Origin of the sequence: Aurantiacibacter spongiae (assembly GCF_003815535.1) — a bacterium.
GTDB classification, from domain to species: Bacteria; Pseudomonadota; Alphaproteobacteria; order Sphingomonadales; family Sphingomonadaceae; genus Alteraurantiacibacter; species Alteraurantiacibacter spongiae.
Genome location: NZ_RPFZ01000001.1, coordinates 252,004 through 275,846, shown reverse-complemented (window position 1 = coordinate 275,846; position 23,843 = coordinate 252,004). Strand labels below are relative to the sequence as shown.

Sequence of the window (23,843 nt, the reverse complement as noted above, 5' to 3'; positions counted from 1 at the left end):
CCTTAGCGCCGCCGTGGGCAAGCGCCAACCGCGCCCTTGGAATGATCGGCAAAAGTTGCAATGGAAAGCAAAAGCCCGGCCGGGCGACAGGGGAAGGGACGCATTTTCATGGCCATCGCAACCGCCACCACGGGGGACGGCTGGTCGTCCCGTTCCGCCTTCATCCTCGCTGCCATCGGCGCGGCGGTGGGGCTGGGCAACCTGTGGCGCTTTCCCACATTGGCGGGCGAGAGCGGGGGCGGGGCGTTCGTCATCTTCTACATAGGCTGCGTCGTCCTGCTGGGCCTGCCGCTCCTGCTGGCGGAAATATTCATCGGCCGCGCGGGGCAGACCGACGCGGTCGGCTCGATCCGCCGGGTCGCGCGGGAATCGCGCGTATCGCCGGCATGGACGATCTTCGGCTGGATCGGCGCGCTGGCCGCGTTTCTGATCGTCTCGTTCTATTCGGTGGTCGCGGGCTGGGTGCTGTATTACGCCGGCGTGTTCGCGGGCGATTTCGTCGGTGCCCTTGCCGCGGGCGACCCTTTCCGGGGCGCTCTCGCCGGGGAATCGCAAGAGCAGATCGCGACGCGGCTGACCGACCTGTTCGCCTCGCCCGGCCTGTTGCTGGCGATGCATGCTGCCTTCATGGGCGGCACGCTCTACATCGTGGCGCGCGGCGTCTCCGGGGGGATCGAGAAGGCGGCGACTTTCCTCATGCCGGCATTCTTCGTCCTGCTCATCAGCATCACCATCTACGGAGCCTTCGTTGGCGACATCGGGGAGGCGGCGGCCTTCCTGTTCACGCCGGACTGGTCCGCATTGAAGCCGGAAGTGATGAATTCGGCGCTCGGCCAGGCGCTGTTCTCGCTGTCGCTCGGCGTTGCCGGCATCATCACCTATGGCTCCTACATCCGCCAGGGCACCCGGCTCGGGTCGACGGCGCTGGCCATCGCCTTTGCCGATACGGCCGTCGCCCTGATCGCCGGCCTGATGATTTTTCCCATCGTGTTTGCGGTGGGTCTCGACCCTGCCGCCGGGCCGACGCTGGTTTTCCAGACCCTGCCCTTCGCGTTCGAGGCCATGCCTGCCGGCGCTTTGGTGGGAATGTTGTTCTTCATCCTCGTGCTGGTGGCCGCGATCACCAGCTCGATCTCCCTGCTGGAAGTGCCCACCGCGTGGGCGATCGGCGAACTGGGCTGGACCCGTCACAAGGCAGCGCTGGTCTTCGGTATCGGCGCGTTCCTCATCGGGGTCGCCTGCCTGCTCGGCTACAACGTGTGGGCGGACGTGCGCCCGCTGGGCTGGTGGTCGCTGTTCGCGGACACCGACATCCTCGATACGGTGGACGGCTTCACCGGCAAGATCATGCTTCCGCTGGGCGCTTTGCTGACCTCGATCTTCATCGGCTGGCGGGCGGACCGGCGGCTGCTGGAGACGACCACGGGCCTCTCGCGCCCGGTCTTCGCGCTGTGGCGCTTCCTGCTGGCGTGGCTATGCCCGCTGGCGGTGGCGATCATCCTGGTTACCGGACTGTTTCCCGCGATCATCGCCTAGCGGGTGCGAAAAGGGCCGCCGCCCCGGTATGGAGCGACGGCCCACGCGCGTGACGAACGCGTCTCGCGTCTGGTGTCTGCTAGAGCGTGGTTTCGGTGTGTTCCTCCCGGCCTTCCTCGCGCGTGTCGAAGCCCATCAGCATCTTCACGTTGTCGACGAAGCCCAGATCGCTGTTCCAGATTTCCGCCTGCCCCAGATCCATGCGCAGCATCAGCAGATTGGGATCGTCCTTCCCGCCGGGAAACCAGGCCTCGACCGGCTTGCTCCACAGGTCCTCGAACCGCTCGCGGCTCGTTTCCTCGGTCAGGTTGCCCTTGAAGCGGGCGAACATCTCGTGGCCCTTGCCGGCGAAGGTGGCGGTGGAGGGGCCGCCATTGGCAAGACAATGATCCTTGGTGGTGAAGAACCAGATCGCGCTGTTGGCATCCTTGTCCAGCTGCGCGGTCATCGGCACCGCATTGTCGGGGGCGCTATCCAGTTGCAGGAACAGGTAGGGGCTGTCGGCCAGGGCTTTCCAGAATTTTTCCTTCAGTTCGGGGGTCGCTGTCATCGTGTTCTCCTTTGCCCCTCCCAACGGGGCGGCGACGTTTTCGGTTCCGTCCGGGACCATCCGCCACACTGCCTTGTCAGGCTGCCATGTTGGGAACATAAAGAGAACGAAGGAGTCGATTCGACATGGATTTGGCAACGCTACCCAAGGCAGCGGAGCTGGCATCGGTCGCGCGCAACCCGCGCTGGCGACCGGCTGCGGGGCTTGCGCTGCACAGCGAGATCTTTGCTCCCGGCAACGGGGCGAGCGGGGCGGGCGCCGCTGTGGCGCTGGCGCTCGACGGCCTGAGCACCTGCAAGCCCGAGACGCTGGAAGAACGCAGCGTGCTGTGGGTGCAGGACGCCCGCTCGCGCAAGCTGACCGGGCGCCCCTATCGCGCCGGCCTGCCCGAAACGCTGCGCCACCGGCTGATCCATGTCTGCGCCGACACGCCCGAGGATGCGTTGTTCGCGCTGGAAGAGGGGATGCGCTGCCGCGATCTGGCCTTCGTGATCGGAGAGATCGCGGGCAATCCGCGTGCGCTCGATTTCACCGCCTCTCGCCGCCTCAGCCTGGCGGCGGAAAAGCATGGCGTCCCGCTCTATCTCGTGCGGCTGGATGCGACGCCCGATCTCAGTTCGGCGCGGATGCGCTGGCGTATGCGCGGCGCACCTTCCGCCCCGCCGCGCTGGAACATCGGCGCCCCGGGCAAGCCGGCCTGGTCTGCCGAGCTGTTTCGGGCGCGCGGCTATGCGCCCGGGGAATGGACGCTGCGGGAGGACGGGCACGTACTGGCCGCCGAACCGCCGCTGCCCGCTTCCCGCTCCGTGTCGGAACCCGCGCCCGCCAGCGCGGGGGGAGGCGAAGGGCAGGCGACTGCGAGCATGTGATGCCTATTCTCCACCAACCCGTCGATCCGGCATCGGGCCGGCGACGGATCATGGCGATCTGGTGCGCGCAGCTCGCGCTCGATCGCTGGCGGCACGCCGAAGGCTGCGCCCCGGGGGAAGGGGTGGATGCCGCGCCGCTGGTGCTCGTCACCGAAACCGCGCACGGCCCTCGCATCGACGCCGCCAATCCGCCCGCCCGCGCCGTGGGCGGGGCGCCCGGCATGATGCTGGCCGATGCGCGTACGCTCTATCCAAAGCTGGAGGTGCGCCCGTCCGATCAGGCCGGCGACCTCGCCTTTCTCGAACGCTTCGCCGTCTGGACGCAACGCTGGGGTCCGTGGAGCGCGCTCGACGCGCCCGATGGCGTGCTGGTCGATGTCAGCGCGGTGGCGCATCTCTTCGGCGGAGAACGGCGGCTTCTCGCCGATGTGCATGATCGCTGCGCGGCGCGCGGACTGGCTGTGCGCGCGGCCATCGCACCTACGGCGGGCGCGGCCTGGGCGCTGGCGCATTACGGGCCGCCGGGTGCCGTCCTGGCGGCCGGAGAGGACATGCGCGCCTGTCTGTCGGACCTGCCGATGGCGGCGCTGCGCCTCGATACCCACGTGCTGCTGGTACTGAAGCGGCTGGGGTTGAAACGGCTGGGCGACATCGCCGACGTGGAGGAAGGGCGCGCCGGACGCGATGCTATCCAGCGCCGCTTTCGCAACCGGCGCTCACCCGCTGCCAATCCGCTGATCCGGCTCGATCAGATCATGGGCCGCGTGCCCGAGCCGCTGCTGCCGGTGGTCGCCATCGCCGCCCCGCTGGTGCAGCGGCGGCTGCTCGAACCGATCCGCCATCGCCCGCTGCTCGACAAGGTGGTGGAAGATCTCGCCGCCGACATGGTGCGCGAACTGGAGGCGCGCGGGGAGGGCGCGCGCCGCCTGCAACTGGGCATGTGGCGGGTGGATGGCGAGGTGGTGCTGCGCGAGCTCGAACTGGCTGTCGCCACCCGCGACGGCGCGCATGTCTGCCGCCTGTTCGCCGACCGTCTCGACGATATCGATGCCGGTTTCGGAATCGAGATGCTGCGGCTTCGTGCCTCCTGGTCGGAACCGTTGTCGCTGGCGCAGTCCGATCTGGAAGCCGCGGCGGAAGAACACGGCACCTCGCTCGCCGCCTGCATCGACCGGCTGACCGTGCGGCTTGGCCGCGAGGCGGTGCAGCGTCCCGTGCTGAAGGCGAGCCATATCCCCGAACGCGCACAGGGCTGGCAGCCTCCGCTCGAACCCGAAAGGGCGACGCAGGAAGTACTCGCCTTCCATGCCCGGCCACTCAAGCTGCTCGATCGACCCGAGCGGATCTCGGTGCTCTACGCCAGTCCCGATGGCTATCCTCGCCGCTTCAGCTGGCGCGGTGACACGCACGATGTGGCGCGGGTCGAGGGGCCGGAGCGGATCGCGCCCGAATGGTGGCGTGAAAAGGGATCGACGAGGCTGCGCGACTACTATCGGATCGAGGATGGCGAAGGGCGTCGCTACTGGATTTACCGCGCCGGTCTGGCGGGGGATGGGAGGGGCGGGATGCCCGACTGGTTCATGCAGGGGCTGTGCGCCTGATCGCGCCCGGCCTGCCCCTCATCGCCCCTTTTCGGACCCTCACGCCCCGCACGACCATTGCCCGTTTTCGTAGGTGACGGAACCGCCCTTTTCCACTCGCACGATAAGCGAGGCAGGCCAGACAGTGCTTTCGATTTCCTCCGGCTGACCATCGCCCGGCCCTCGAACGACTTCTATTGAAAACACCGAACCGTCTGAAAAGGTTGGACCCTTTCGCAAGGCTTCGTATCCACCGCCTGCGAGCGAACGCACGATCGAAGGGCCGTTCCCCGCATCCACGACGCCCTTCGCGCCCTCGATCGCACCAGGGGAGGCGGTGCTGACCAGCAGCAACTCGCCCCGCGCCGAAGAAAAGCTGCACCCCGTTCCTGCCTCGAGCAGCGGAGCGAACTGGTCGTAATTGATCGGGTGAAGGATCGGCGCCTCGTCCGCCGGACCGGAAGATGGCTCGACGCGGTGAGAGGTCAGACCACCATCGAGTTGATCGTCCATGTAAATCTGATCGGTCATCTCCTCCTCATCTGCGGCACCCCGCGCGCATGAAGACACCAGCAGCAGGACGGCGAGACCACGAAAAAGACGATCCATGGCCATCAAATACGCGGTCCGTCGCCCCGTTCCGCCAAGCAACGAAAATCAGACGGACACCCCTAGGCAAGTCAAGGATAAGAACGTATGTAGAACATATGGGTCAGCCAGGCATCATGGAGAAGCTGGAAATTCTCGCCGACGCGGCGAAGTACGATGCGTCCTGCGCCTCGTCCGGTACGGCCAAGCGAAACTCTTCGGGTGGCAAGGGCATCGGGTCGACCGAAGGCATGGGTATCTGCCACGCCTACGCCCCCGACGGCCGCTGTATCTCCCTGCTGAAGGTGCTTTTGACCAATCATTGCATCTTCGATTGTCACTACTGCATCAACCGCAAGAGTTCGAATGTCCGCCGTGCGCGTTTCACGCCACAGGAGGTAGCCGACCTGACGCTGACCTTCTACCGGCGCAACTATATCGAAGGGCTGTTTCTTTCTTCCGGCATCATAAAAAGCTCCAATCACACGATGGAGCAGATGGTAGAAACCGCGCGTATCCTGCGGGAAGATCACGATTTTCGCGGCTATATCCACCTGAAGACCATTCCGGAGGCGGATCCGGACCTGGTTCACCAGGCGGGCCTTTACGCCGATCGTGTATCCATCAACGTCGAATTGCCTACCGATGCGGGACTGACTCGCCTCGCCCCCGACAAGAATGCACGCCAGATCGAAGGCGCGATGGGCGGCATGAAAATGGCAATCCGGCAGGCGAGGGATGAAAAGAAGCGGTTCAAGCATGCCCCGCGTTTCGCCCCGGCCGGACAATCTACGCAGATGATCGTAGGCGCCGATGCCGCGACGGATGCCGATATCGTAGGCCGGGCGAGCCGGCTTTACGACGGTTTTCGCCTGCGCCGTGTCTATTATTCGGCATTCAGTCCCATTCCCGATGCGAGCGCGGTGTTGCCGCTGAAGCGCCCGCCGCTCGTTCGCGAACATCGGCTCTACCAGTCGGACTGGCTCATGCGGTTCTACGGCTTTGAGGCGCAGGAAGTCATGCAGGCGACCGAGGCTGACGGAAACCTGCCGCTCGATATCGATCCCAAACTCGCCTGGGCGCTCAAGTTTCGCGAGCGTTTTCCAGTGGATGTGAACCGGTCTTCACGTGAGATGCTGCTCCGCGTACCAGGTCTGGGGGTAAAGGCGGTCAACCAGATCATCGCCGCTCGTCGCCACCGTACCCTGCGGCTCGAGGATGTTGCAAAGCTTACAGTATCGGTCGCCAAGGTTCGCGCCTTCATCGTGACCGCGGACTGGCGCCCGACTCTTCTGACCGACCGCGCCGACCTGCGAACCTTGTTGGCGCCGAAGTCCGAACAGCTCGAACTGTTCGCGGCATGACGTCGCTCAGCCACGTCAGGCTCGGCACATATTTCGTCGTCCACATGCCGCGCAGCGATGATTTCGCCTTCTGGCGCGATCGGGCGCGGCAACTGGTGCAATGCGACGTCCCACCCGATCGCGTGGCCTGGGTCGAACCGGGTGGCAATGCCTCCCTGTTCAGTCACGGCGACCGACGCGCGCCCATTCCCGACGATCCCGATCGCCCGGTACGCGCGAGCAGGCGGTTCGTCGCATTGGCGAAGAACGCGGCGCTGCATTCCGATCCCGAGCGGTTCGCGCTGTTGTACAGTCTGCTCTGGCGACTGCAGTCGCAACCCCGCCTGCTGGAAGACAAGGCCGATAGCGAAGTGCGCCGGCTGGAGGAACTGGACAAGGCTGTGCGCCGCGACAGCCACAAGATGCACGCCTTCGTGCGATTCCGCATGGTCGAGGACGAGAGCGGGGGAAGCGAGCATTATGTGGCCTGGTTCGAGCCTGACCACCATATCGTGCGCGCCAATGCCGGCTTTTTCGTGCGTCGCTTCGCTAACATGAACTGGTCGATCCTTACGCCGCGCGGAACGCTGCACTGGGATGGCGAAATCGTGCGGGAAGGACCGCCGGCGCAGAAATCGGATGCGCCGCAGGGTGATCCTGCGGAAGATCTCTGGCGGAAATATTACGCATCCATCTTCAATCCCGCGCGTTTGAAGATCGGGGCGATGCTGAAGGAAATGCCCCGGAAGTACTGGAAGAACATGCCGGAAACCTCGCTCATTCCCGAGTTGGTGGCGGGCGCGCAGAACCGGGAGGCGCAGATGGTGGAAGCAGGCACGCTGGAATTCGAGGAGCGACCTGAAACGCTCCAGGCGATCGACAAGGCGATCCACGCATGCCGCAAGTGCCCGATCGGCGAACTCGACAACCAGGCGGTGATGGGCGAAGGTCCGAACGACGCTGCGCTGATGATCGTGGGGGAGCAGCCGGGCGATCAGGAGGACCAGGCCGGCCGCCCCTTCGTCGGTCCTGCCGGGCAGGTGCTGGACGCGCATATGGAACGGGCCGGGATCGATCGGCGCAACACCTATGTCACCAATGCGGTCAAACATTTCAAATATGTCCAGCGTGGCAAGCGGCGTTTGCACCAGTCGCCCACGGCCAAGGAAATCGACGTGTGCCGCTGGTGGCAGGAAGCCGAGCGCGCCATTGTGAAGCCCAAGGTCATCCTGGCTCTGGGGGCCAGCGCGGCGCGCGGGATGCTGGGCAAGACGGTCAGCATTTCCAAGGTGCGCGGGGAACCTATCGCGCTCGACGATGGCAGCGAATTGTGGGTGACGGCCCACCCGTCCTACCTGCTGCGGCTCGATGGCGCTGCGAAGGAAGAGCAGGAGCGCCTGTTCGCCGCCGATCTGGCTGCGGTGAAGGAACGGGTGGAGGAACTGACCGCGTGATCCGGTTCCCCTTTCTCCTCGTCCCTGCCTGCATGCGAATGACATAGCGGGCCTTCGCGTGCCCGATAGCGACCTCCTTCCCAAGCGTACGATAGAGCTTGATCCCGAAAGCATCGATGCGCCGCCCCGTGCGTCGTTCGTCGAACTGGGCCTGGTTTCCTGCTTCAGCTTCCTGCGCGGTGCGTCGGATGCGGTCGATCTGGTGCTGACCGCCCGTGCGCTGGGCTACGATGCCATCGGCATTGCCGACGTCAATTCGCTGGCGGGCGTGGTGCGTGTCCATACCGAGGCCGCGACGCTTAAACTGACTCCGGTGATAGGTTGCCGGATCGAAACCGTCGAAGGCCTGGCATTCCTCGCCTATCCCACCGATCGCGCAGCCTATGGCCGGCTATGTACGCTGATCTCCGCGGGTCGGATGGGTACGCTGGACGGAGGGTGGCAGGAAAAGGGCGTGTGCGACATCAGCCTGCCGATGCTGGCCGACCACTGCGAAGGGGTGCAGCTTGCCGTGCTGCCGCCTGCCGACCTCGCCGAACGCTTTACCGTGCCGGGATGGGCGAGCAATGTCGTTTCGCTCGACGGGACCGTCCGGCAGGAAGCGGTGTCCGGTACGCTCTCCGACGTCCTGCCGCACCTTGCCCGCGGCCTTTCGGGGCTGCGGCATCTGGCCGCAAGCTACCTCTATCGCGGAGATGACCAGGCGCGGATCGACCGTCTGGATGCGCTGGCCCGCGCCAACGGGCTGGAACTGCTGGCCACCAACGACGTGCACTACCACGCGCCCGACCGGCGGCCCCTGCAGGACGTGATGACCGCCATTCGCCACAAGACAACGGTCGCTGAGGCCGGGCACCTGCTTCACGCCAATGCGGAGCGGCACCTGAAAAGTCCCGAGGAAATGGAAACTCTGTTTGCTCGCTGGCCCCACGCCATCACGGCAACGCGCGAAGTGGCGGATATGTGCTCTTTCAGCCTTAACGAGTTGAAATACGAATATCCCGACGAGATCTACCCCGAAGCGATGAGCCCGCAGGACTACCTGGTCCAGCAGACCTGGGAGGGTGCAAAACGACGCTATCCCAACGGCCTGCCCGACAGTGTTGCCAAGACGCTGGAACGCGAGTTGACGCTGATCGGCAAGCTCGACCTCGCGCGTTATTTCCTTACCATCAAGGACATTGTCGATTTTGCCCGGAATTGCGATCCTCCGATCCTGTGTCAGGGGCGGGGCAGCGCGGCCAATTCCGCCGTATGCTATTGTCTGGAAATCACCAGCGTCGATCCGGCTCGCCATGCCCTGCTGTTCGATCGCTTCATTTCGGAAGAACGCAAGGAGCCTCCCGACATCGACGTCGATTTCGAGCACGAACGACGCGAGGAGGTCATCCAGTATATTTACAACACATATGGCCGCCACCGCGCCGGGCTGACCGCGACGGTCATCCACTACCGCCCGCGCATGGCGATCCGGGAGGTGGGCAAGGCGATGGGGTTGTCGGCGGACGTGACCAGCGCGCTGGCCAAGACCGTGTGGGGCGGGTGGGGCAAGGAAGTGAGCGAGAAGCACGCCGCCGAAACGGGCATGGACGTGACCGATCCGCATCTCAGGCGTGTTCTCAAGCTGACCGAGCAGATGATTGGAATGCCGCGACATCTTTCGCAGCATGTCGGGGGGTTCATCCTGACCCAGGGTGCGTTGACCGAAACGGTGCCGGTCGGCAATGGCGCCATGCCCGATCGCAGCTTCATCGAATGGGACAAGGACGATATCGAAGCGCTTGGCATCCTCAAGATCGACGTACTGGCCCTGGGCATGCTCACCTGCATCCGCAAGTGTCTGGACTTGCTGGAGCATCACCACGATCGCCGGCTGACTCTCGCCACCGTGCCGCGCGATGATCCGGAAACCTACACGATGCTCCGCAAGGGCGATTCGCTAGGGGTGTTCCAAGTGGAAAGCCGCGCGCAGATGAACATGCTGCCGCGCCTGCGTCCACGCGAATTCTACGATCTCGTCATTCAGGTGGCGATCGTGCGGCCGGGCCCGATCCAGGGGGACATGGTCCATCCGTATCTCAAGCGCCGCCGGGGGGAGGAGAATGTGGTCATCCCCGCCCCTTCGCCCCGGCATGGCGCGCCGGACGAGCTTTCCAGTATTCTCGAGCGTACGCTCGGTGTGCCGATCTTTCAGGAACAGGCGATGAAGATCGCGCTCGACGCCGCGAAATTCTCCAGTGCAGAGGCCAATCGTCTGCGCAAGGCCATGGCGACCTTCCGCAGCCGCGGAATGGTTGACGAGTTGCAGGATATGATGGTCGAGCGCATGGTCAAGCGCGGGTACGATCGCGATTTCGCCCAGCGCTGTTTCAACCAGATACGCGGTTTCGGCGAATACGGCTTTCCCGAAAGTCACGCGGCCAGTTTCGCGCTGCTGGTCTACGTGTCGAGCTGGCTGAAATGCCATTTCCCGGCGGCTTTCGGCTGCGCGTTGCTCAATTCGCAGCCCATGGGCTTCTACGCGCCGGCCCAGATCGTGCGCGATGCGAGAGAGCATGGGGTGAAGGTGCTGCCCGCGGACGTGAACCATTCGGACTGGGACTGCACGCTCGAGAAACTGCACGCCGACATGGTGCACAGCGATGTGGCCGATCATGGACGCCAGGACCGACATATAGCCCTGCGGTTGGGTCTGCGGCAGGTGGACGGCCTGCCCGAACACGTTGCAGCGCAACTCATCGCCGAACGTGCGATCAACGGGCTGTATCGCGACGTCACCGAATTGCGAGATCGGGCGCAGGTCGGCCCCGCGCATATCGAGAGGTTGGCCAGCGCGGATTGCTTCGGATCGCTCGATCTGACGCGGCGGCAGGCGTTATGGGATGCGCGGAGTCTGACGGGAGCGGCAGACCTGCCGCTGTTCGCCCATGCGGACGAGCGCGACGAGGGGGCGGAGCAGGGCCGCGCCTTCCTGCCGCGAATGCCTTTATCGGAAGAGGTGGTTGCCGATTACCAGACAACGCGCCTCAGTTTGAAGGCGCATCCCATGGCTTTTCTCCGCCCGCATCTGGCCGAGCGCGGTTTCGTGCGCGCCTGCGATCTCAGGAACCGGAAGTTCCGCTCCATGGTGCATGTCGCGGGCGTGGTGCTGATCCGCCAGCGACCTGGCAGCGCCAAGGGGGTATGCTTCATCACGCTGGAGGACGAGACAGGGGTCATCAATCTGGTCGTCTGGCCCGACCTGAAGGAAAGGCAGCGCACGGTTGTGATGGGATCACGGCTGATGGAAGTGCGCGGCCGGGTCGAGTACGACGACGAGGTGATCCATGTCATAGCTCACCACATGACCGATGCGACACATGAACTGCATCGCCTGTCGGACGATCTGCTCAACGCCCCCGTCGCGCGGGCAGACCATGTCAATTCGCCGCTGCCTTCCAAGCTCAACCCACGTGACGATCTGCGGACGGGCGCGAACGATCCCTATCGGAAGGCCGAAACCGTCGAACCATGGGAGCCACCCCCTGCCGGCAATCGCGAATGCGGTTGGCATCAGGGCCATCCGCGCGATGTGAGGGTCATCCCCAAATCGCGCGACTTTCATTGATGATCCGACGCAAGTGGCCAGACCCGCCCAGAACCGATAGCCATGCGATCACGCTTCTTGCCATCGCCGCGCTGTTTCTGGCCGCTCGAACCTGGTTGACCGACCACCCGCAGCATGACCCCACGGCGCCGCTCGATCTGCGCGATCCGCGAGGCTGGACGACCGAAGGGAAACTTGCGTCCCTGGCAGAAGATCCGGCGCAGTGCCGGCAGGTTCTCGACCGCAGCGCCGTGTCATTCGAGCCTCTACCCGCTACGGGAGAGGGGAATGTCGTCGCATCGACAGGATAATCGTACCCGATATTCCCTTGAATGGGCATCCGCAGATGACCTGTGCCACAGCCGCGGGGCTCGTCGTCTGGATCAGTCAGAACGTGCAGCCCGCAGCAGAACGTCTTTTCGGATCGCCCGTTCGAACCGTCGAACAGCTGGGTACCTATAACTGTCGCCAACTTTATGGCGCCCCAGCCGGTCGCTGGAGCGAACACGCAACGGGTAATGCCATCGATATCTCCGCTTTTCAGCTCGAAGACGGTCGGCGTATCAGTCTGCTCGAGGGTTGGGAGGAGGAGGGTAGCGAAGCGAGGTTCCTGCATGTGGTTCGAGATGCCGCGTGTCTCAGTTTCGGCACCGTCCTTTCACCCGATTACAACGCGGCGCACGCCGACCATCTTCACCTGGATCAAGGTCGATCAGCCGCATTCAGCACATGTCGATAAGGGGGCGGAGAAACAAAGCCGGACTGGTCGCCGGACAAATAAAAACCCCCGCCGAAGCGGGGGTTGATGTTTTCAACTCCGATCTAACCGTTACGGGCTGGTCGGCAGGTCTTCATCATCGTTATTGTCCTCAACGAGGATCACGATGCCAGCTGCAATAGCAGCGAACAGAAGGATCAGCAGGGCGCTGCTGATGCCGGCGTTCTCTTCGGCGGCGACGGGAGCACCGTCACGCTCGAGAACGGGAGCAGCGTTAGCGGCCGACGCGGTCGATCCGACGAGGATGCTCGCGGCGATGGTGCTGTAGAGAATCTTCTTCATTATTGGCCCTCATTCATTCGGGGGTGTGTTTTCGATGCGAATGCTGCATTAGCGTAAGCCTGCGAACATGTGAAGCCTCAAAAGCCTGATCGGTTTCGGAAAAAAGGCCCTTTGCGTTGATGTGTTGCCTAGCGGCGGCGAACGAAAATCCCTTGATTCCGCCATTCTGATGCGTTGAAACAACGAATGTTTAAAAACGCTCTGGTCACTATAGTGCCACCTGTTGCAAAAAGGTCATACGGGTTCCAGCGCATAACCAGCCGAACGAACTGTCCGGATGGGGTCGCGAGCGTTCTCCACCGCAATAGCCTTGCGCAACCGCCTGATATGGACGTCCACGGTTCGCTCTTCGATTTCGCTGCCCGTTCCCCAGACTGAATCGAGCAATTGCCCGCGAGAGAAAACGCGGCGGGGGTGCTCCATGAAGAACTTTATGAGCCGGTATTCCGTCGGTCCCATCTGCAGTTGCCTTCCGCGACGTTCCACTCGATGCGCGACGGGATCGAGTTTCAGATCGCCGGCTTCGATCGTCTCTCCGGCCAGTGCGGGACGCACGCGGCGAAGGACGGCTGCGACGCGCGCTAGCAACTCGCGGGGAGAAAAGGGCTTGGTCAGGTAATCGTCGGCACCCGTCTCGAGGCCGCGGACACGATCGTCCTCTCCCTCGCGCGCGGTGAGCATAATAATGGGCACGTGGGCAGTAGCCTTTTCCCGTCGCAGGCGCCGGCAAACCTCGATACCGCTCGTACCCTCGATCATCCAGTCGAGAATGACGAGATCGGGTACGTCCTCCTCCGCCAGGATCAGCGCCTCGTCCCCATCGGATGTCACGCGCACATCGTATCCTTCACTGCCGAAGCGATATTCGAGCAGCTCGGCAAGGGCGGTATCGTCTTCGACAAGCAGAAGTTTCGGAGCAGTCATGAGAAGAGCCCAGTTCGTCGCGTCAAGTAAGTGCGGACGAGCGTCTATGACATTTCCCTGACAGTTTCGTGTCAGCGCTCGATATCGTCGGGGTAGGATCCGGTCGCCGCGTAATGGACCATCTCCGCGACATTGGTAGCGTGATCGCCGATGCGTTCGAGATTGCGGGCGATGAACAGCAGCTGCGCCGCACTGCTGATGGTGGCCGGATTTTCGACCATGTGACTGACGAGGTTGCGGAAGATCGAATCGTAAAAGGCATCGACCTTGGCATCGCGCTCGATGACTTCCCTTGCGACTACGGGGTCGCGGGCCGCGTAGGCGGTAAGCACGTCGTGCACCATCTCAGACGCGACCTCGCCCATCGCGGGAAGTAACAGGAGCGGTTCGAACCGCGTCCGCCCCTCGATCCGGCCGACGCGCTTGGCGATGTTCTTGGAATAGTCGCCGATCCGTTCAACCACGCCACCGATCTTCAGAGCGGCAATGATCTCGCGCAGATCATCAGCCATCGGCGCGCGCAACGCGAGTATGCGGACAGCCATCGCGTCCACCTCCGCTTCGAGCTTGTCGAGCTTGGCGTCGTTATCGACGACGTCCTTCGCCAGATCCTCGTCGCCGCGCACCAGGGCGTCGAGCGACTGATGGATGGCAAGCTCGGCCAGACCACCCATCTCGGCGATAAGACCGCGAAGGCGAGTGATGTCCTCGTCGAACGCCTTTACCGTGTGTTCCATCGTCAACCGTACCTGCCAGTAATGTAATCCTGCGTCCGCGATTCACGCGGATTGGTGAATATGTCCGAAGTCTGTCCGTATTCTATCAGATTGCCCAGATGGAAGAAGGCGGTTCGTTGCGAAACACGCGCCGCCTGCTGCATCGAGTGCGTAACGATCACTATGGCGTAGCGGCCGCGCAGGTCGTCGATGAGTTCCTCGATCTTGGCCGTCGCAATCGGATCGAGCGCGCTGCATGGCTCGTCCATGAGGATAACCTCGGGTTCCACCGCGATGGCCCGCGCAATGCACAGTCGCTGCTGCTGCCCCCCGGACAGGGCTGTGCCGGAATCGCTCAACCTGTCCTTTACCTCTTCCCATAGACCGGCGCGGCGCAGGCTCTTTTCGACCACTTCGTCGAGATCGGACTTGCTCTGCGCCAACCCGTGAATCTTGGGGCCATAGGCGATGTTGTCATAGATCGATTTCGGAAAGGGGTTCGGTTTCTGGAAAACCATTCCGACGCGGGCTCGCAACTGGACCACGTCCATGTCCGAAGAGTAGATATCCTCCCCGTCGAGTTCGATGCAGCCGGTCACGCGGGCGGAGGATATCGTGTCGTTCATGCGGTTCAACGCCCGCAGGAATGTCGATTTTCCGCAGCCCGAAGGCCCGATGAAAGCCGTGACGAATTCGGTGAAAATGTCGATCGAAACCTCGTCGATCGCCTTTTTTTTCCCGTAATAGACCGAGACGTCGCGGGCGCGCATCTTTGTCTCGCCCGGCGCGACATTCTCGGCCTCGATCGGGGTGCTCGACGGCATTGTGAAGTCGTCGGTCTGTTGCATTACCAGCTCTTTTCGAAACGGTTGCGCAGATAAATGGCCAAACCATTCATCAGCAGAAGGAATGCGAGCAGCACGATGATTGCTGCACTCGTGCGTTCGACGAAGCCGCGGTCGATCTCGTCGGACCAGAGGAAAATCTGCATGGGCAGGACGGTCGCATTGTCGGTAAAGCCTTCGGGCGGTGTGGCGACGAAGGCGCGCATCCCGATCAGCAACAGGGGCGCCGTTTCCCCAAGCGCCCGGGCCATGCCGATGATCGTGCCGGTCAGAATGCCGGGCAGGGCGAGGGGCAGGACATGCTGGAATACCACCTGCACCGGGCTCGCGCCGATAGCCAGCGCACCATCGCGGATCGACGGTGGCACGGCCTTGATCGCATTGCGACCGGAAATCACGATGACGGGCATCGTCATCAGCGCAAGCGTCATGCCGCCTATGACCGGAGCCGAGCGAAGGTTGGGAAACAGGCCGAGGAACACCGCCAGACCGAGAAGCCCGAAGATGATCGACGGGACCGCCGCCAGATTGTTGATCGACACCTCGATCAGATCGGTCCACCTGTTTCGCGGAGCGTATTCCTCGAGATAGAGCGCGGCCAGAACCCCAATGGGAAAGGCGAGCGCCAGGGTGACGATCATCGTGAGGATCGATCCCTTCAACGCGGCCCAGATACCGACCATTTGCGGATCGGTTGCGTCGGAACGGGTCAGAAACCCAGGATCGAAGCGGTCAGCCAGCGCGCCATTGGCTGTCAGTTCGCGCGCCAGCGGCTGCAGATTCGTCTGGCCGGAACCTGTCAGCGCAGTAGCAAGGTCTTCGCTGGCGGGGAGCCAGTAGGTTCGGCTCTCGTCGACCAGAGAGGGGTCGGCGACGATCTCGTCGGCTACGACACGCCAGGCATCGGAGGCCAGTTGATCTGCCGCCTCGTCTCCGAGTGCTTCGGAGGCACTGTACTGGACGACTTCGGGCAGACCCTGCCGCTGCAGGGAGGAAATAGCTTCGTCGGCGTTCGTTACGGGTTCGTCGATCGAGAGCGCCGCCTGCGACAGATCCACCGGCACTGACAATTCTGCGCGCTGGAAACCACCAAGACCGTTTATGGTCATCGTAACGAGAAGAAACACGAGCACCACTATCGAGAATACGACGGCGCCCAGCCCCATCATCTTGAAGCGCCTTTCCGCCGCGTATCGCTTCTTCAGCCGCTTCTCGAAAGCGACGGTTCGGGTAGGCGCGGTGGGCGGGACGGTCGAGGCGGATGTGTCATTCATAGGCTTCGCGGAACCTCCTTACCACGCGCAGGGCGATGAAGTTCAAGGCCAGCGTCACCAGAAACAGAACAAAGCCAAGCGCGAAGGCGGCCAGCGTGGCAGGATGATCGAAACTACCCTCGCCCGTAAGCAACGCAACGATCTGAACCGTTACGGTCGTCATCGCCTCGAGCGGGTTTCCGGTCAGGTTGGCAGCTGTCGAGGCAGCCATGACCACGATCATAGTCTCGCCGATCGCGCGGCTAACGGCGAGCATCACTCCGGCGACGATGCCGGGGAGGGCCGCGGGCACGAGTACGCGGCGGATCGTTTCATTCGTCGTCGCCCCTACTGCGAGCGACCCGTCGCGCATCGATTGCGGGACTGCCGCAATCGAATCGTCCGCCATCGAGCTGACGAAGGGAATGATCATGATTCCCATGACGAGACCTGCGGCCAGAGCGCTCTCGGAACTCGGATTGTCGACCCCCATAGAAAGGGCAAGGTCGCGAATGGCCGGCGCCACGGTAAGGGCGGCGAAGTACCCGTAGACCACGGTCGGAACCCCCGCCAGGATCTCGAGGGCCGGCTTCACCCACCGGCGCAGGCGCGGCCTGGCGTATTGAGTCAGATAGATCGCGCTCATCAGACCGAAAGGGATGGCGACGATCATGGCTATGATCGCGCCGATGAAAAGCGTTCCCCAGAACAGCGGGATCGCGCCATACCGGTTCGGGTCCGGATTGGCCGCGTTGCTCATCGGATCAGGGTTCCATTGCGCTCCGAAAAGGAAATCGATGGGCGAAATCATGCCGAAGAAGCGGAATGTCTCGAAAACCAGGGTAACGAAGATCCCTAGCGTCGTGAGAATGGCAACAAGTGAAGCAAGCAGCAGACCCAGCAGGACAATTCGTTCCACCCTCGTGCGGACCTTCGCTTCGGGGCGAAGGCGAAGAAACGCCCAGGCCGCACCTGCCCCGGCGATGATGACGGCGATGGCAAGCCCGATGAGATCATAACGCAGCATCGCCTCGCGAAACGGTTCGGCTAGTGCGCGCGCCTCGTTGGAATAGGCGGTGGTCGATGCGCCGGAAGCGAGATTGTAGGCTTCCGAAATCATTCGGTCGCGAAGAAGGCCGCTGTCCGGCAGGGCTCTCGCTTCGGGGCTGGCAAGCGCGTGAGCGAGGACGAACTGGCCCGATACCGCTTCCCAGACGAGAAGGAACAGCACCATCGGCACGGCAATCCAGAGCGCCGCGTACCAGCCGTGATAGTTCGGAAGGGCGGCAATGCGTCCGGTCTGCGATTCCTGCAGGAAGCGATAGGCGCGCCGACGGGCCACCAACCATCCGGCAAGCCCAAGCCCCAGGGCTATGAGAAGCGAGATGGCTGGCGACATGTCGGGGCTGTCCGGCTCCTAGTTCAGGTCGCCGGCCGAAAGTGTGGGATGCTCGGTCGCGGCGGAAGTCATGCGCGCCATAACGTCGTCAGGATTTGCGACAAGCCCTACCGCCGCAAGCGGACCGCCCTTGCCCCAGTTTTGTGCCCAGGTATCGAGGAATTCCTGCATCCCGGGAATGATTCCGATGTGCTGGTTTTTCACATAGACGTAGAGTGGTCGCGCACCCGGATAATCGAACGAGGCGATGTTCTCGTAGGTCGGCTCTACCCCGTTCATCGACAGACCTTTGATCCGGTCGAGATTCTCCTCGAGGTAGGAATAGCCGAACACGCCCACTGCATCGCCATTGCCGGCGATCTTCTGGACGATCAGATTGTCCTGCTCTCCCTGATCTACATATTTCCCATCGGAACGTATCTCGGTGCAGACGGCATCGTGCCGGTCCTCGTCCTGCTCCTTCAGCGTCGCCATTGCCGGATTGGCGTCGCAGCCGGCCAGCAGGATCAGTTCCTCAAGCGCGTCGCGCGTGCCCGAGGTTGACGGCGGCCCGTAGACGAGAATTGGCTTATTCGGCAGCGAGGGATCGACATCGGACCACATTTCGGCGGTTTGCTCTTCCCCATACGGATTCGCGGCAAGCGCACGATAGACGATCTCGGGCGTCAGGTTCATCGAGATCCCGTCGATCGACGAAGCGAAGGCGATGCCATCCATGCCCACCTGTATTTCGCTGATATCGGTCACGCCGTTATCCTGACAGGTCTGGAATTCGCTGGCCTTCATGCGGCGCGATGCGTTGGCTAAGTCTGGCGTGTCGGCCCCGACCCCCTGGCAGAAAAGGCTGATGCCACCACCCGTTCCGGTCGATTCGATCTTGGGCGAAGGGTATTCGGGATAGGCATCGGTGAACCGCTCCGAAACGACGCGCGCGAACGGATAGACGGTCGAAGAACCGACTGCGGCGATCGCATCGCGGCTGCCCTCTGACCCCGGCTGGGATCCGCAGGCGGCAACGGCGAGGGCGGTCAGGGCGACGGCGGCGAGTTTCACAGATTTCATCATGAGTCCCTTACTGGTAGTCGTGCTGGCAGGTAGGAGTGAAGTGTTACGGCCATGCGACACGAATCTGTCCGTGTCACCGGCGGGATCGGCACAGTACGGCGTAGTCAGAAATCGACCTGCGCCCGCACACCGACGACGTCGGCAGCGTAATCGCGTTCACCCGATGGCAGGGGGCGGGGCGCGTCGTGATAATCGAGCCGTCCGTAATTGACCATCAGGCGTGTATAGTCCGTCGGCACCCATATCAGCGATCCATAAAAGCCATTCTGGATGCCGCCCGTTATGCCGGCATCCGACAGGTCCAGCCTGTCGTACCGCGCGACCAGCTGGACAGCGCCGATGCCGCCTTCGCCAACGGGAGCGAGAGGCTGGGTCCGATCGAATTTACCCCCCTTGTAGCCGCGCCGTTCGCCGGTGAGAAAATATCCAATCTCGGCGTATCCCCCGAAGAAGGTCGGATCATCAGCCGCGGTGAATGTATCGGACTGGTCGATGCTCTGCCAGAACGCTTCCCCGGCGAAGTGAAGCGGACCGAGTATCGCTGCTGCCTCCAGACCGGTTCCGAATTCCCTGTCCGCGCCGACATTACCGGTATCGAGCAGCCTGTTCGAAGTGAAGTGGACCAGCGGACGCTGGCGGTAGCGAACGCTGTCATCTCCATTGAGTTCTGTAAAATGGAGCGATCCGCCTACATGCAGCTGCGCACCGCCAATTTGCGGTGCGTAAACGGCGCGCGCATCGAAGCTGCGGCTATTGCTGTCCGGCAGATCATCGAAATTGTCGCCGAATACCCCGGCCTGCACAAGTACGTCGCCGACTCCGTATTGCACCGAAAGGCCCAGCCGCCTCTCGAAGCCGAAGGCATCGGTAAAGGCTGCACGTTCGATAAAGCTCGAAAAGCGACTGCTGGTGAGTTCTTCCAGCGATTGGAAATTGTTGTGCTGACCGACGGTGAGTTCCGCCGCCCCCGTTTCGTAGGTGAGGATGGCATCGGTGATTTCGGCGTCGCCTCCCGCGAAATCGACTTCGAGTTTGTATCCGAAACCGCCCGGCATGTCTCCGGCAACACCGAGACGGATACGCCGTAGTTCGCTGCCGTATCCGTCGGCAAGGGCGAGGCCATCGGGGAGGGCCGTGGTACCGGCATCGAATTGCAGCCGACCGAATGGCTTGAAGGACCAGCCTTCCTCGGTCTCTGCAGAGAGAGCCGCACCGAATCCGAGATCGGTCGAGGGAGATATCGGCACGGCTTGCGCGACCGGCGCAGGATCGAGCGCGTCAACGACAACCAGGCCGTTCGGCTGGCGCTCTGCGGACTGCCGTTGTTGCTCGAGATTTTCGACCTTGGTCTGAAGTCGGGCGATCTCAGCCTGCATCGCCGCGATCTGATCGCGCATTGCAGACAGGTCTTCGTCCTGCGCGGTGGCGGCGACCGGTATGAGCATGGTGGTCGCCACCAACGAAGTAAGTAGCATTCGGCACATGAATCGGTCAGCCCGTTGTCACAACTGTTCGACCGGCCCGGTATGACCATTTGATGACAGTAATTTTACACTTTGTCCGAAAGCACTGAAAAAGTCAGCCGGAACGCTCGTTATGCCGCCCCTGCGAGCGGGAGGCGTACGGTCACAACCGTACCTTCGCCGGCCCGACTGTCGATATCGAGGCGGCCGCGATGCCGTTCCACGATATGCTTGACGATGGCGAGGCCAAGGCCGGTGCCCCCTGCCGCGCGGCTGCGGCCCGGATCGGTCCGGTAGAACCTGCGCGTCAAGTGCGGAAGGTGCTCGGCAGCAATCCCTTCCCCGCGGTCGCGTACACGCAGCAGCGTCGTATCCCTGGGGCCGTCCTCGATAGAGACGGTCACCGGTTCGCCCGGCGCTCCGTATTTAAGGGCGTTGTCCACCAGATTGCGTACGAGTTGTTCGAGTTGCCGCCCTTCGCCGCGCACGTCGACCTTGCCTTGGGGCAGCTCGAATTCCACCCGTTCGAACCGCTCCGAGCCGGCCCCATCGCGCGCTGCCTGGCGCACCAGGCTCACAAGATCGACGACCTCGCGTGGCTGGTCGTGCTTTTCAGCCTCGACCCTGCTCAGGCTCATCAGATCCTCGACCAGGTGCTCGAGCCGGCGTGCCTCGCGCAGGACGGTTGCGTAGAAGCGACGGGCGTGCTCCGGATCGATCTCGTCGCCCTCGTCTTGCAGCGTTTCCATGTATCCGATGATCGAGGCAAGCGGCGTGCGCAGTTCGTGACTGGCGTTGGCTACGAAATCCGTGTGAGCCCGGCTGATATCGGCCTCTGCCGTCCGATTGATGAGTTCGACGAGACTGTAACGCTCGTCTATGATCTGGCGCGTCATCTGCCAGTTGCTCCGCGGTCCGGTCAGCCCTTGCACCGTCACGCTGCCGCCCCCTTCGCGTCCGAGCAGATCGACAGCCATCGGGTGTCGCAGTGCCACGCGGGCATCCTGCCCGATCACATGCGCTCCGATCGCGTCGCGCGCAGCGGCGTTGGCGATGATGATGCGATTGGTATCGAGCATCATGACGGGCAGCCCTGAATTCTCGATAATGTCGCGAATGCCGGAACGGGTCAGCTGAAGCCCTTCTTCGCGTCTGGCAGAAGGCGGAGGAGGGGGAGGGGCGCTGACCCACAGCGACACGATCCAGACGCCGACGGCGGCAAGCACAAGCCAGAAATCCATTCCGGCGACAATCAGGAGCACGCCGCTGACAACGGCGAGAGCAATACCGGATACGGGGAGATAGCGTCCGTTCATCGACGCATGCCTTTGGGACAAATTCATCCGGATTGCCAGCGGCACGCTAGCCGGCTCTGACGCCTGCCGGACTGTCTTGCCGGAAGTTTCTCGCCTGGTGACCCCTACGGGAATCGAACCCGTGTTTCAGCCGTGAGAGGGCCGCGTCCTGACCGCTAGACGAAGGGGCCGGATGGAGGGCGTCGTGCGTCCACATCAGGCAGATCGTGCATCGCTGGTGACCCCTACGGGAATCGAACCCGTGTTTCAGCCGTGAAAGGGCCGCGTCCTAACCGCTAGACGAAGGGGCCATCCGCGATGCGAGGGGCGCAATTAGAAGGCGGGGTGGGGCAGGTCAAGCCCCATGCGAGCCAGAGGCAGAGCGATGGGGTATCAATCGGCCCACGCCGCATCCTCCAGGTGAAGCTCGGCAGCGGGGCGGGCTCCCCAGTCGTCGATCTTCGCGCGACCAGCAAGCCATAGCCGGCGCCCCCGCGCCCCGTGCAGCAGCGCCTGTCCCATATCGCTCGATGCGGCGCGGAAGGCGATCCCCTTGAAGCTCGCGCCATCACGACCTGCCGCGATTACACGAAGGTGATCGTTGCCGACGATGTCTGCTTTCACGAGGTGGACGGGGCCTACGGCAACCCTTGGACCAGGCCAGCCGACGCCGAACGGACCCGCGCTATCGAGCGTTTCGACAAGCGCCGGCGTCAGGCCCCCCGGCGCCAGCGCAAGGTCGAGCAGTATCGATTGTTGTGCGCTCGCTTTGGCTACGGCATCTGCCAGCCGATTTTCCATCCAGTCCGCGAAGGCATCGATCCTGTCGGCCGCAACCGTCAAACCCGCTGCCATTGCGTGACCGCCGCCAGCTCTCAGCAAGCCGGCCTCTCGCGCTCCGATGATCGCCGCCCCGAGATCGACGCCGGCGATCGAGCGGCCCGAGCCTTTGCCTTCCCCGGTCTCCGCATCGAACGCGATCACGATCGTCGGCCTGCCGGTCTTCTCCTTGATCCGCCCGGCGACTATGCCGATGACCCCCGGGTGCCATCCGCTACCGCCCACGCACACGACAGCGCGGTTGTGCTGTTTGGCAAGCTGGGCTTCGGCCTCCTCCTGTACCGCCGCCTCGATCGCGCGGCGTTCCTCGTTCAGTTGCGACAATTGCTCTGCAATGGCGCGCGCCTCGTCCGGATCCTCCGTGGTGAGAAGTCGAACGCCGAGGGTGGCCTCGCCTACCCGCCCGCCGGCATTGATCCGCGGCCCCAGCGCGAAGCCGCAATCGGAGCAGCTCGGCGCCGCCTTGAGGCGGCTCGCATCGATCAGCGCCGCCATCCCCATATTGGCACGTTTCGCCATCACCTTCAGCCCCTGAGCGACGAAAGCGCGGTTGAGTCCGCGTATCGCCGCCACGTCAGCCACGGTGCCCAGCGCCACCAGGTCGAGCAGGGCCATCAGGTTGGGCTCTGCCCTGTCCTCGAAAAAACCGCGCGACCGCAAGGTGCGGACGACCGCAACGCCAAGCACGAATGCGACGCCGACCGCGGCGAGATGGCCGTGACTGGCGGCAACGTCGTTCTCGTCGAGGCGGTTGGGGTTGACCAGCGCGTATGTACGGGGAAGGTCGGCACTGCATTTGTGATGGTCGACGACGATCACGTCTATTCCGGCATCATGTGCCATCGCCAGCGCTTCATGCGCCATCGCGCCGCAATCGACGGTGACGATCAGGCTCGATCCGTCCTCGCCGATCCGGACCAGGGCCTCTCCACTCGGGCCGTAGCCTTCCAGCAAGCGATCCGGAATGTAATGACGCGCGTCGTGGCCGAGCATGCGGAGCAGCCGGATGAGCAGTGCCGAACTCGTTGCCCCGTCGACGTCGTAATCACCAAACACGGTGATGGTCTCCCGGCTGATAACCGCTTCGGCGATGCGTTCTGCAGCGCGGTCCATGTCCCGAAATTGCGAGGGATCCGGCAGGAAGTCGCGCAGCGAGGGCGTCCGGTGCTGATCCAGCGTGTCCCGGCTTACTCCCCTGGAGACGAGGAGCTGGGTGACGATATCCTCTCCCAGAGCGCCGTCGCCGCTGCCCAGATCCATGTTGCCACCGCGCCAGTGCCACCCTTTCCCCGAGAGCGACTTTTCGATTCCGAGGACTGCGGGACGGGCTTGCATGGCAATCGGATAGCGGAAGCGTGTCCGCCTTGAAAAGGGCAAAGGCGCCGCCCCGAAGATCGCCCGGCGGAAAAATTGCCTGTCGTCTGCTTCGGACTTGCCGGCACCCGAAACTCGAATGTCCAACCGCCCACGACAGACG

Annotated in this window: 20 protein-coding genes and 2 tRNA genes; 8 read left to right on the top strand and 14 right to left on the bottom strand. The window is 63.2% G+C overall.

The genetic code is table 11. The features are described from left to right. Positions 1-108 precede the first annotated feature (108 nt). Positions 109-1,536 (top strand): sodium-dependent transporter, encoded by a 1,428-nt coding sequence (locus tag EG799_RS01340; protein ID WP_123877866.1) that lies wholly within the window; start codon positions 109-111, stop codon positions 1,534-1,536. A 79-nt stretch (positions 1,537-1,615) separates the two neighbouring features. Here EG799_RS01340 and EG799_RS01335 read toward each other — a convergent pair whose 3' ends face one another. Beyond that, entirely contained in the window at positions 1,616-2,086 is a 471-nt protein-coding gene (locus EG799_RS01335) for a pyridoxamine 5'-phosphate oxidase family protein (protein WP_123877864.1), read from the bottom strand. A gap of 125 nt (positions 2,087-2,211) precedes the next feature. On the opposite strand from EG799_RS01335, the gene EG799_RS01330 reads away from it, so the two are divergent. Beyond that, entirely contained in the window at positions 2,212-2,955 is a 744-nt protein-coding gene (locus EG799_RS01330; protein WP_123877862.1) for a hypothetical protein, read from the top strand. Continuing rightward, complete coding sequence (locus EG799_RS01325) at positions 2,955-4,556, top strand: DNA polymerase Y family protein (protein WP_234028960.1); 1,602 nt, start codon at positions 2,955-2,957, stop codon at positions 4,554-4,556. Before EG799_RS01330 ends, EG799_RS01325 begins: the two co-directional genes overlap by 1 nt. A gap of 39 nt (positions 4,557-4,595) precedes the next feature. On the opposite strand, the gene EG799_RS01320 is transcribed toward EG799_RS01325, so the two are convergent. Then, positions 4,596-5,144 (bottom strand): hypothetical protein, encoded by a 549-nt coding sequence (locus tag EG799_RS01320; protein WP_123877860.1) that lies wholly within the window; start codon positions 5,142-5,144, stop codon positions 4,596-4,598. Between the two features lie 98 nt (positions 5,145-5,242). On the opposite strand from EG799_RS01320, the gene EG799_RS01315 reads away from it, so the two are divergent. Genes EG799_RS01315 through EG799_RS14130 form a run of 5 tightly spaced genes read left to right on the top strand, consistent with a single transcriptional unit; the run spans position 5,243 to position 12,245 of the window. Beyond that, positions 5,243-6,487, top strand: coding sequence for a putative DNA modification/repair radical SAM protein (locus EG799_RS01315; RefSeq protein WP_123877858.1), 1,245 nt, complete (start codon positions 5,243-5,245; stop codon positions 6,485-6,487). Beyond that, a complete protein-coding gene (locus tag EG799_RS01310; RefSeq protein ID WP_123877856.1) occupies positions 6,484-7,920 on the top strand; it encodes a UdgX family uracil-DNA binding protein in 1,437 nt (478 codons plus the stop codon). Before EG799_RS01315 ends, EG799_RS01310 begins: the two co-directional genes overlap by 4 nt. Before the next feature lie 58 nt (positions 7,921-7,978). Then, positions 7,979-11,527 (top strand): error-prone DNA polymerase, encoded by a 3,549-nt coding sequence (locus tag EG799_RS01305; RefSeq protein ID WP_123877854.1) that lies wholly within the window; start codon positions 7,979-7,981, stop codon positions 11,525-11,527. Beyond that, entirely contained in the window at positions 11,527-11,817 is a 291-nt protein-coding gene (locus EG799_RS14135; RefSeq protein WP_234028959.1) for a hypothetical protein, read from the top strand. The genes EG799_RS01305 and EG799_RS14135 overlap by 1 nt, the downstream gene beginning before the upstream one ends. A gap of 35 nt (positions 11,818-11,852) precedes the next feature. Beyond that, on the top strand, positions 11,853-12,245 hold the full coding sequence (locus tag EG799_RS14130) for an extensin family protein (RefSeq protein ID WP_234028958.1): 393 nt from the start codon (positions 11,853-11,855) through the stop codon (positions 12,243-12,245). A 90-nt stretch (positions 12,246-12,335) separates the two neighbouring features. On the opposite strand, the gene EG799_RS01295 is transcribed toward EG799_RS14130, so the two are convergent. From EG799_RS01295 to recJ, 12 genes are all read right to left on the bottom strand, one after another. Then, positions 12,336-12,566, bottom strand: coding sequence for a hypothetical protein (locus EG799_RS01295; RefSeq protein ID WP_123877852.1), 231 nt, complete (start codon positions 12,564-12,566; stop codon positions 12,336-12,338). 234 nt (positions 12,567-12,800) lie between these two features. Continuing rightward, complete coding sequence (gene phoB, locus EG799_RS01290; RefSeq protein ID WP_123877850.1) at positions 12,801-13,490, bottom strand: phosphate regulon transcriptional regulator PhoB; 690 nt, start codon at positions 13,488-13,490, stop codon at positions 12,801-12,803. A 71-nt stretch (positions 13,491-13,561) separates the two neighbouring features. Further along, the gene (gene phoU, locus EG799_RS01285; RefSeq protein WP_407641215.1) at positions 13,562-14,227 is read right to left on the bottom strand and encodes a phosphate signaling complex protein PhoU; all 666 of its coding nucleotides are present in this window, start codon (positions 14,225-14,227) and stop codon (positions 13,562-13,564) included. Positions 14,228-14,229: 2 nt separating this feature from the next. After that, on the bottom strand, positions 14,230-15,030 hold the full coding sequence (gene pstB, locus EG799_RS01280; protein WP_123882565.1) for a phosphate ABC transporter ATP-binding protein PstB: 801 nt from the start codon (positions 15,028-15,030) through the stop codon (positions 14,230-14,232). A gap of 23 nt (positions 15,031-15,053) precedes the next feature. Then, on the bottom strand, positions 15,054-16,325 hold the full coding sequence (gene pstA / locus EG799_RS01275) for a phosphate ABC transporter permease PstA (protein WP_123877846.1): 1,272 nt from the start codon (positions 16,323-16,325) through the stop codon (positions 15,054-15,056). After that, positions 16,318-17,703 (bottom strand): phosphate ABC transporter permease subunit PstC, encoded by a 1,386-nt coding sequence (gene pstC / locus EG799_RS01270; protein WP_123877844.1) that lies wholly within the window; start codon positions 17,701-17,703, stop codon positions 16,318-16,320. Before pstC ends, pstA begins: the two co-directional genes overlap by 8 nt. A gap of 18 nt (positions 17,704-17,721) precedes the next feature. Further along, the gene (locus tag EG799_RS01265) at positions 17,722-18,765 is read right to left on the bottom strand and encodes a substrate-binding domain-containing protein (RefSeq protein WP_123877842.1); all 1,044 of its coding nucleotides are present in this window, start codon (positions 18,763-18,765) and stop codon (positions 17,722-17,724) included. 107 nt (positions 18,766-18,872) lie between these two features. After that, a complete protein-coding gene (locus EG799_RS01260; protein WP_234028957.1) occupies positions 18,873-20,243 on the bottom strand; it encodes a porin in 1,371 nt (456 codons plus the stop codon). A gap of 119 nt (positions 20,244-20,362) precedes the next feature. After that, entirely contained in the window at positions 20,363-21,547 is a 1,185-nt protein-coding gene (locus EG799_RS01255) for a sensor histidine kinase (RefSeq protein ID WP_123877838.1), read from the bottom strand. A gap of 95 nt (positions 21,548-21,642) precedes the next feature. Further along, positions 21,643-21,717, bottom strand: a tRNA-Glu gene (locus tag EG799_RS01250). A gap of 45 nt (positions 21,718-21,762) precedes the next feature. Beyond that, positions 21,763-21,837 (bottom strand) — tRNA-Glu (locus EG799_RS01245). 82 nt (positions 21,838-21,919) lie between these two features. Continuing rightward, positions 21,920-23,701: a single-stranded-DNA-specific exonuclease RecJ gene (gene recJ / locus EG799_RS01240; protein WP_123877836.1), complete on the bottom strand. Its 1,782-nt coding sequence runs from the start codon at positions 23,699-23,701 to the stop codon at positions 21,920-21,922. Positions 23,702-23,843 lie beyond the last annotated feature (142 nt).

What these genes read in the sequence shown, in the direction of transcription:
- EG799_RS01310 (WP_123877856.1), top strand. Translation starts at nt 6,484, where the DNA reads ATGACGTCGCTCAGCCACGTCAGGCTCGGCACATATTTCGTCGTCCAC.
- EG799_RS01260 (WP_234028957.1), bottom strand. Translation starts at nt 20,243, where the DNA reads ATGCTACTTACTTCGTTGGTGGCGACCACCATGCTCATACCGGTCGCC.
- EG799_RS14135 (WP_234028959.1), top strand. Translation starts at nt 11,527, where the DNA reads ATGATCCGACGCAAGTGGCCAGACCCGCCCAGAACCGATAGCCATGCG.
- pstB (WP_123882565.1), bottom strand. Translation starts at nt 15,030, where the DNA reads ATGCCGTCGAGCACCCCGATCGAGGCCGAGAATGTCGCGCCGGGCGAG.
- EG799_RS01325 (WP_234028960.1), top strand. Translation starts at nt 2,955, where the DNA reads ATGCCTATTCTCCACCAACCCGTCGATCCGGCATCGGGCCGGCGACGG.
- pstC (WP_123877844.1), bottom strand. Translation starts at nt 17,703, where the DNA reads ATGTCGCCAGCCATCTCGCTTCTCATAGCCCTGGGGCTTGGGCTTGCC.
- pstA (WP_123877846.1), bottom strand. Translation starts at nt 16,325, where the DNA reads ATGAATGACACATCCGCCTCGACCGTCCCGCCCACCGCGCCTACCCGA.
- EG799_RS01320 (WP_123877860.1), bottom strand. Translation starts at nt 5,144, where the DNA reads ATGGATCGTCTTTTTCGTGGTCTCGCCGTCCTGCTGCTGGTGTCTTCA.
- EG799_RS01335 (WP_123877864.1), bottom strand. Translation starts at nt 2,086, where the DNA reads ATGACAGCGACCCCCGAACTGAAGGAAAAATTCTGGAAAGCCCTGGCC.
- EG799_RS01295 (WP_123877852.1), bottom strand. Translation starts at nt 12,566, where the DNA reads ATGAAGAAGATTCTCTACAGCACCATCGCCGCGAGCATCCTCGTCGGA.
- phoU (WP_407641215.1), bottom strand. Translation starts at nt 14,227, where the DNA reads ATGGAACACACGGTAAAGGCGTTCGACGAGGACATCACTCGCCTTCGC.
- phoB (WP_123877850.1), bottom strand. Translation starts at nt 13,490, where the DNA reads ATGACTGCTCCGAAACTTCTGCTTGTCGAAGACGATACCGCCCTTGCC.
- EG799_RS14130 (WP_234028958.1), top strand. Translation starts at nt 11,853, where the DNA reads ATGACCTGTGCCACAGCCGCGGGGCTCGTCGTCTGGATCAGTCAGAAC.
- EG799_RS01255 (WP_123877838.1), bottom strand. Translation starts at nt 21,547, where the DNA reads ATGAACGGACGCTATCTCCCCGTATCCGGTATTGCTCTCGCCGTTGTC.
- EG799_RS01265 (WP_123877842.1), bottom strand. Translation starts at nt 18,765, where the DNA reads ATGAAATCTGTGAAACTCGCCGCCGTCGCCCTGACCGCCCTCGCCGTT.
- recJ (WP_123877836.1), bottom strand. Translation starts at nt 23,701, where the DNA reads ATGCAAGCCCGTCCCGCAGTCCTCGGAATCGAAAAGTCGCTCTCGGGG.
- EG799_RS01315 (WP_123877858.1), top strand. Translation starts at nt 5,243, where the DNA reads ATGGGTCAGCCAGGCATCATGGAGAAGCTGGAAATTCTCGCCGACGCG.
- EG799_RS01340 (WP_123877866.1), top strand. Translation starts at nt 109, where the DNA reads ATGGCCATCGCAACCGCCACCACGGGGGACGGCTGGTCGTCCCGTTCC.
- EG799_RS01330 (WP_123877862.1), top strand. Translation starts at nt 2,212, where the DNA reads ATGGATTTGGCAACGCTACCCAAGGCAGCGGAGCTGGCATCGGTCGCG.